The organism is Ochrobactrum sp. BTU2, assembly GCF_024539785.1.
Taxonomy (GTDB): Bacteria; Pseudomonadota; Alphaproteobacteria; order Rhizobiales; family Rhizobiaceae; genus Brucella; species Brucella anthropi.
In genome coordinates, this window is the sequence record NZ_JAHWRG010000051.1 from 1 (window position 1) to 5860 (window position 5860).

Here is a 5860-nt window from a genome sequence, read left to right on the forward strand (position 1 = left end):
GTCAGCTCCTATCAATAAAGAAGCTTATCTCGCGGCATCATTCACAAAAGAAAAGGTGGGCTGTTCGTAGCGCTCACTCTTGATCGAACGAGAGACCGGCTCGGCGTGTGGCTGGACGGGCTTCAGGCCAGGATGCACAATAACAAGGCGGCGGTCGCTCTTGCTGCCAAAATTGCACGCGTCGCATGGGTGATTATGACCCGACCGGGCGCGATCTACAATCGTCAGGATCCGGCAAAAACCTGATCCAGCGACAGACTGCGAGGAGCGGGATAGTGATGACGAGACAGTTGATCAGCGCAGCGTAAGCTCTGGGCAAAAAAGCGGGCTTGGCGCCCGAACCAGCTATTCGAGAACGGTGCGCGCGGATCTCATCATGGCCTGACTGTAACAACAGTCCACTCGCGAGAGGCCGGATACATTTATGCAGACTGGAACCGTCAGGACCATCAAACCCCTTGCACGGACGAGGCGGACCATACATTTTTTGCGAGAAGCTCGCGGAGTGCGGCGGCATCGAGCATCTGCTCGGCCAACAGCTTCTTAAGCTTGGCGTTCTCTTCTTCGAGTGCCTTCAGGCGCTTCGCCTCGGACACCTCCATACCGCCGTATTTGGCTTTCCAGTTATAAAATGTTGCGTCCGAAATCCCATACTTGCGGCACAGGTCGGCCACCTTCATGCCTGCCTCCTGCTCCTTCAGCACCGCAATAATCCGCTCTTCCGTAAATCGCTGCTTCTTCATTCGTCCGTCCTTTATTGGGCCGGAATCTAATCCATTCTGGAGGAAATTCTCAGTGGCAGGTCAGAGCACTACCTCTCGCTCATGCCCAAAACCCATTCATATAACTTCTCTCGTTGCACTCGGAAATTCTGGCGCTGAATAGCACGCGCTTCCAGCATCCGCTGCCGGATTTCTTCGTAATTCGCCGCTACGAGGCTAATCCTTCTTGAGATGGAATAGGCATCGTCAACATTTGGCTCAACCAGCCAATGGGCTAACTTCTGACATACATCTGAAAAGACATCGCCAGCTGGTCCAACAATGCATGGAACCCCCAACTCCCAACTTTCGAGCGCTATCATTGGCGAGCATTCAGTATTCGTGATATATAGATTGAGATCCTGTTTCGACAGAACATCGAGAAACGACACCCTATCCAGATGGTTAATAATTCTATATCGCCAGAAATTACTCCCTATTTTTCTAATACTTTCTTCAGAGATATTTGTAGTTACCTCTATATCACAATTAGCCAATGACATCAGTTGAGGAAAAGGATTCTTATACCACGACTCTACTGCGGAGAATACACCAACGCGATTAAGGAACCCATGGTTATACCTGACACACCCATTAAGATCAGGTATAGGGTTGAATATATAATATGCTCTTACACCTATTCTCTCTAAGCTAACATCCAACCCTTTTTTTAGTACTATAAACCCACTAATCACTTCTTGCGCGTACAAATCACGCCATGAACCAAAGAACTCCAACTGCTTTCTGTCGACCCACTGAGCAGGTGAACCATGCCACATAAAGTACATTCTTCTATTAGGTTGCCTCGACTTTATTCTAACGGCTAGCGCTGCATGGATTTTGGACCCTCCACTAAAAATGATTGGTTTATCACCAGTTTCATTGAGAAGAAAACTCATCCTTTCTAGAAAATAATGTTTATCTACTTCCGGATATTCCGTATCAACGAAGGGAAACTTTATAGCCGCGTCACCAAATATTGCCTCCGTAGATGCACTTACCCCCTTCCACATTGGAGCATAAATAACAATAGCGTTCTCAAGCGAGATCTTCGCAAATTTTTCTTTATAAATATGAGACAATACTTGAGGTGAAAGCTTCTTCTCACCACTGCCATGAACGATAGTATGATAGGTAGCGCCAAAACGAGGTGAGAGCTTGTTCAACGTGTCCACAAGACCGCATTTATTGACAATTTTGCCGGCCTTTCTAATTGCATTGACACCGTAATGGCGAAGGTTTTTCGAGCGCTGCGGCAAAAACTTCATTTTCGTCTCAACAGATGCAGTCTTCGAGTGTGCTATTGCATTCATTATAAAATGAATCCACTTACCTTTCAAAGGACTCGTCATTCCAAAATTTTCCTCCCAAGCTTGGTGATTAAGATCTCCAAGTCGACGCAAAAGTGACCTATCATTAATTAGTTCTTCAAGCTTTTCAAATAGGCCACCGCTTGTCCTATCAAACAAATATTTTCTTTGCTGACTTGGCAGTACTTCCTCAACAATTCCTGCTTTAGACGACACTACCGCACATCTGGATGCCATCGCCTCTATAAGCGATAACGGTGTACCCTCATTTTCTGCTGCTAGTACTAGTATATGGCAATTTTTCATTGCCTCTAACACCTCATGAGAGGAAATACGTTTCTCTGCGGAATCAAAACAAAGAAATTCGACGTTTCGGTATTTTCTATTTAACAAATCAATTGCCGGACGAATTACCGAACGAAGCCCTTTATAATCCCTATGACCAACATATCCGCCCCAGTTTGAATTTCCTGACCATAATATTCTTATATTTGAATACCATTTTTCGTGTTCAAGCGGTACAGGATCAACGTCGATCCAATCATAGATAACGTCGTGTGGCTTTGGTATGAAATCGACACGGCTATAAATATCAAAGAGCTTCTTATTGGTAACAAAATAACCATCAATGGCGCTAAATAGGGCAACTCTGTCCGCAATACTAACGTCATCACTAAAAAGGTGATCTGGAATATGAGTTGTTATCGCGCGATCGAGAAACCTAATAAACGACGGACTTACCGTCGGCACCGAATTTAAAATCAACCTTAACTCTTCACGATAGAAAAAGTGAACAATATCCGGATCAGTATAATTTATACTATTAATAAATTCTTCTGTATTGCTGTAATCCTCCCAATATAATATTGAGCAGGAAAATACATCTGATAATTCGCGCGATACTCGCTGGGCAATTCTATCGAATGCCCAGTTTCTTATATCTACAACAAAGACAACTTTAAACCTTGCATCATCTAACATCATTTAATTTTTGCCCATCAACCGCCAGCCGAAATCTTTTTTCTCATGTATTTCCAGTATAGAATTTGTCTGACAACCGCAGGCATTATTCTTACAGGAGTCTTTGTAATCAACATTAAATAGAGTTGCCTATTACTAATAAACCCCCATTGCTTTAGCAACTTCATAAACCGAAACTCGCTCTTCAGATAAGCTAATCCCCCGCGACGCAACCGGATCGCCTGCCCTGCACGCGCATAGACTAAGGGTTGATTCATGTTTGAAAGCGTTGCACCATTTAATAACATTCTTACCCAAAGACTATAGTCCTCAAAAGATTTGTTATCTTGATAGTTTCCGGCATTAATCGCAACTTGCTTCCTCATCATTACCGCCATGTGATTCATTGGACTACGCCAGTTGGAGTATTGACGTATATGCATTGGGCTACGCGGCACATCTCTTAGATAGAAATACTCATTAGAAATATCGTTATCAAACTCTAGGATTGGGGCACTAAAGAGATCAACATCGGGATGATCGCGAATGAAGTTTAACTGCTTTTCAAAGCGATCAGGAAAACAGACGTCATCACTATCGAACCTCGCCACCCATTCACAACTGCATGCTTCAAGGCCGATTCTTAACGCCATTCCTAACCCACCATTTTCGGGAAGCTGAATTTTCCTAATAGACAACGGAACAAGGAATTCATCTATAATACTCTTTAATTCATTACCGATTTGACCATCAATAACGATAACAGTTTCATTGGGTATAGCACTGTTATCAACCACGCTATTTAGAGCGTCTTTCAAATATCGTGGATTATCCTTTGCGTATACGGCCATTAGAAGCGAGAATTTTATTTCTTTTGACTTCATTAAAATGATACTCCTTTATGAAACAATCCACTCGATCAAAACGTAATAAAATTAGAAATAACATTAAAGTAAATAATAAACAATATCTCACCGTATATTTTAACTGCACCGATTTCATAATCAGATATACTTCTAATTATTTAATAGTAATGCATACATTAACTCGTGCCACCTTTATTAATCCAAATCTATATTTTAATATCACAAGCCTCGAACTACACCATCCCTCGGAAACCGGACATTCTTAGGTTTGAACATTTCGGCTCAGGAACTCTCGTGGAGATTGATATCCTAAAGCTTTGTGCGAGTGAAGTTCATTGTAATGCTCGAACCATAATTGCAGTTGGCCGCGACGGTGAAATCGGGAGCACTCCAAACCGGGCATAATCACGCTTGAATATCACCGCCTCAGGTCACGCGAGGATAAGAAACGCCTTGTCGCAGCCTGCCTTCCGATGCGGCTATCTCGGAGGTTGCACGCGCTGCTTGAGTTTATGTCTCTTTCGGTGGCGGAAACTCTGCCGGATCGAGGAACTGTCAATGTAGGTATCGGGCACGTTGGTGCCGTGACCGTTTCGGAAGTCGCGCCGTGGAATATCCCCCTAATTGCCCAGACAGTTTCTGGCACTTAAATAAGTGATAGGACTACTGTTCACATTATGACTGGTAATAGCATTAAGATGGAAATTCTTTCCGGCCCTGAGCGGCGTCGACGTTGGAGTACAGCGGAGAAGCTTGCGATCGTCCACGAAACCTACGAGGCGGGCGCGACGGTCAGTCTGGTCGCCTCTCGTCATGGCATTGCGCCTAACCAGTTGTTCGCGTGGCGCAAACTTGCCTCACAGGGTGCATTGTTGCAACGGCAGCCGAAGAGGAGGTTGTCCCTGCCTCGGAATACCGAGCGCTTCAGGCTCAGGTGAAGGAATTACTGCGCCTGCTGGCAAAAAGACGATGGAAGGGGAAATCCTCAAGGAGGCTGTTGATTGCCACTGAGAACTGACCCGGCGGGGGGGCGGACGAAAACTTGGACTATCAGGGAGGTAGTTCATGTATTCCTACGAAGACCTGATGCGAGCCGTTGCGCTCTACATCGAGCTGGGCAAGCGCGCGAAAGCGACTATTCGCCAGCTGGGCTACCCAAGCAAGAATGCACTGAAGGGCTGGTGCCGGGAATATGAGCACCATCTTGATCTGCGTTTAGGATTTGCGCCCCGAGCCCCTAAGTTCACACAAGCCCAGAAGGAAGCGGCTGTTGAGCATTACCGCACGCATGGTCGTTGTGTTTCTGCAACGATGCGCGCCTTGGGCTATCCCGGCCGTGCGACGTTGACCGCATGGGTTCGTGAGGCGTTTCCCGAAACTAGCAAAGCTGTTACCGGAAGAACTGGACGTCCACGATATCCAGAGGCGTTGAAGAAGGCTGGCGTCGTCGGACTTTATAATCGGCAAGAAAGCGCGCAGGCTTTGGCTGAAAAGCTCGGCGTATGCAGGCCGACGCTGTATAACTGGAAAAACCAGTTACTTGGTCCGGACACTCTCCGCAATCATGAAACGCAAGAACAATTCACCGCCAGTACCAGAGCGAAACGAATTGGAGCGTCAGCTCGAAACACTGCAGCACGATATTCAAAAACTGCAGCTTGAGCACGACCTTTTGAAGAAAGCGACCGAAATCTTAAAAAAAGGCCTGGGCGTCGATCTGCAACTCCTGAGTAATCGGGAGAAAACGCTGTTGGTCGGCGCCCTAAAAGATCTTTATCAACTCCCCGAACTGCTTGTTCAATTGGACCTGGCGCGCAGTTCATATTTTTGCCATCGAGCCCGCATGAGGATGACCGACAAGTACCTCACTATACGTCAGAACATCAGTAAGCGCGCAATTCGGGACACCTTTTCTTTGAAAATCGAATGAAGGATTCTGTGTCCACAATGGAGACTGTGGACA

At 45.8% G+C, this 5860-nt stretch carries 2 protein-coding genes and 5 pseudogenes; 3 read left to right on the top strand and 4 right to left on the bottom strand.

The genetic code is table 11. The features are described from left to right. Positions 1-78 precede the first annotated feature (78 nt). A pseudogene (locus tag KWJ32_RS27625) lies at positions 79-246 on the top strand (IS110 family transposase); the annotation flags it as partial. A 239-nt stretch (positions 247-485) separates the two neighbouring features. On the opposite strand, the pseudogene KWJ32_RS27630 reads toward KWJ32_RS27625, so the two are convergent. The 4 genes and pseudogenes from KWJ32_RS27630 to KWJ32_RS27645 form a co-directional block, all read right to left on the bottom strand. Then, positions 486-743: pseudogene (locus KWJ32_RS27630) on the bottom strand (transposase); the annotation flags it as partial. Positions 744-811: 68 nt separating this feature from the next. Then, complete coding sequence (locus tag KWJ32_RS27635; protein WP_256886600.1) at positions 812-3055, bottom strand: glycosyltransferase; 2244 nt, start codon at positions 3053-3055, stop codon at positions 812-814. 14 nt (positions 3056-3069) lie between these two features. Further along, positions 3070-3915 (bottom strand): glycosyltransferase, encoded by an 846-nt coding sequence (locus tag KWJ32_RS27640; RefSeq protein ID WP_256886601.1) that lies wholly within the window; start codon positions 3913-3915, stop codon positions 3070-3072. Between the two features lie 244 nt (positions 3916-4159). Beyond that, positions 4160-4261: pseudogene (locus tag KWJ32_RS27645) on the bottom strand (hypothetical protein); the annotation flags it as partial. A 313-nt stretch (positions 4262-4574) separates the two neighbouring features. Here KWJ32_RS27645 and KWJ32_RS27650 point away from each other — a divergent pair. Together KWJ32_RS27650 and KWJ32_RS27655 are read left to right on the top strand one after the other, a co-directional pair. Next, positions 4575-4899 (top strand): annotated as a pseudogene (locus KWJ32_RS27650) (transposase); the annotation flags it as partial. Positions 4900-4962: 63 nt separating this feature from the next. Next, a pseudogene (locus tag KWJ32_RS27655) lies at positions 4963-5788 on the top strand (transposase); the annotation flags it as partial. Positions 5789-5860: the final 72 nt, after the last annotated feature.

What these genes read in the sequence shown, in the direction of transcription:
- KWJ32_RS27635 (WP_256886600.1), bottom strand. Translation starts at nt 3,055, where the DNA reads ATGATGTTAGATGATGCAAGGTTTAAAGTTGTCTTTGTTGTAGATATA.
- KWJ32_RS27640 (WP_256886601.1), bottom strand. Translation starts at nt 3,915, where the DNA reads ATGAAGTCAAAAGAAATAAAATTCTCGCTTCTAATGGCCGTATACGCA.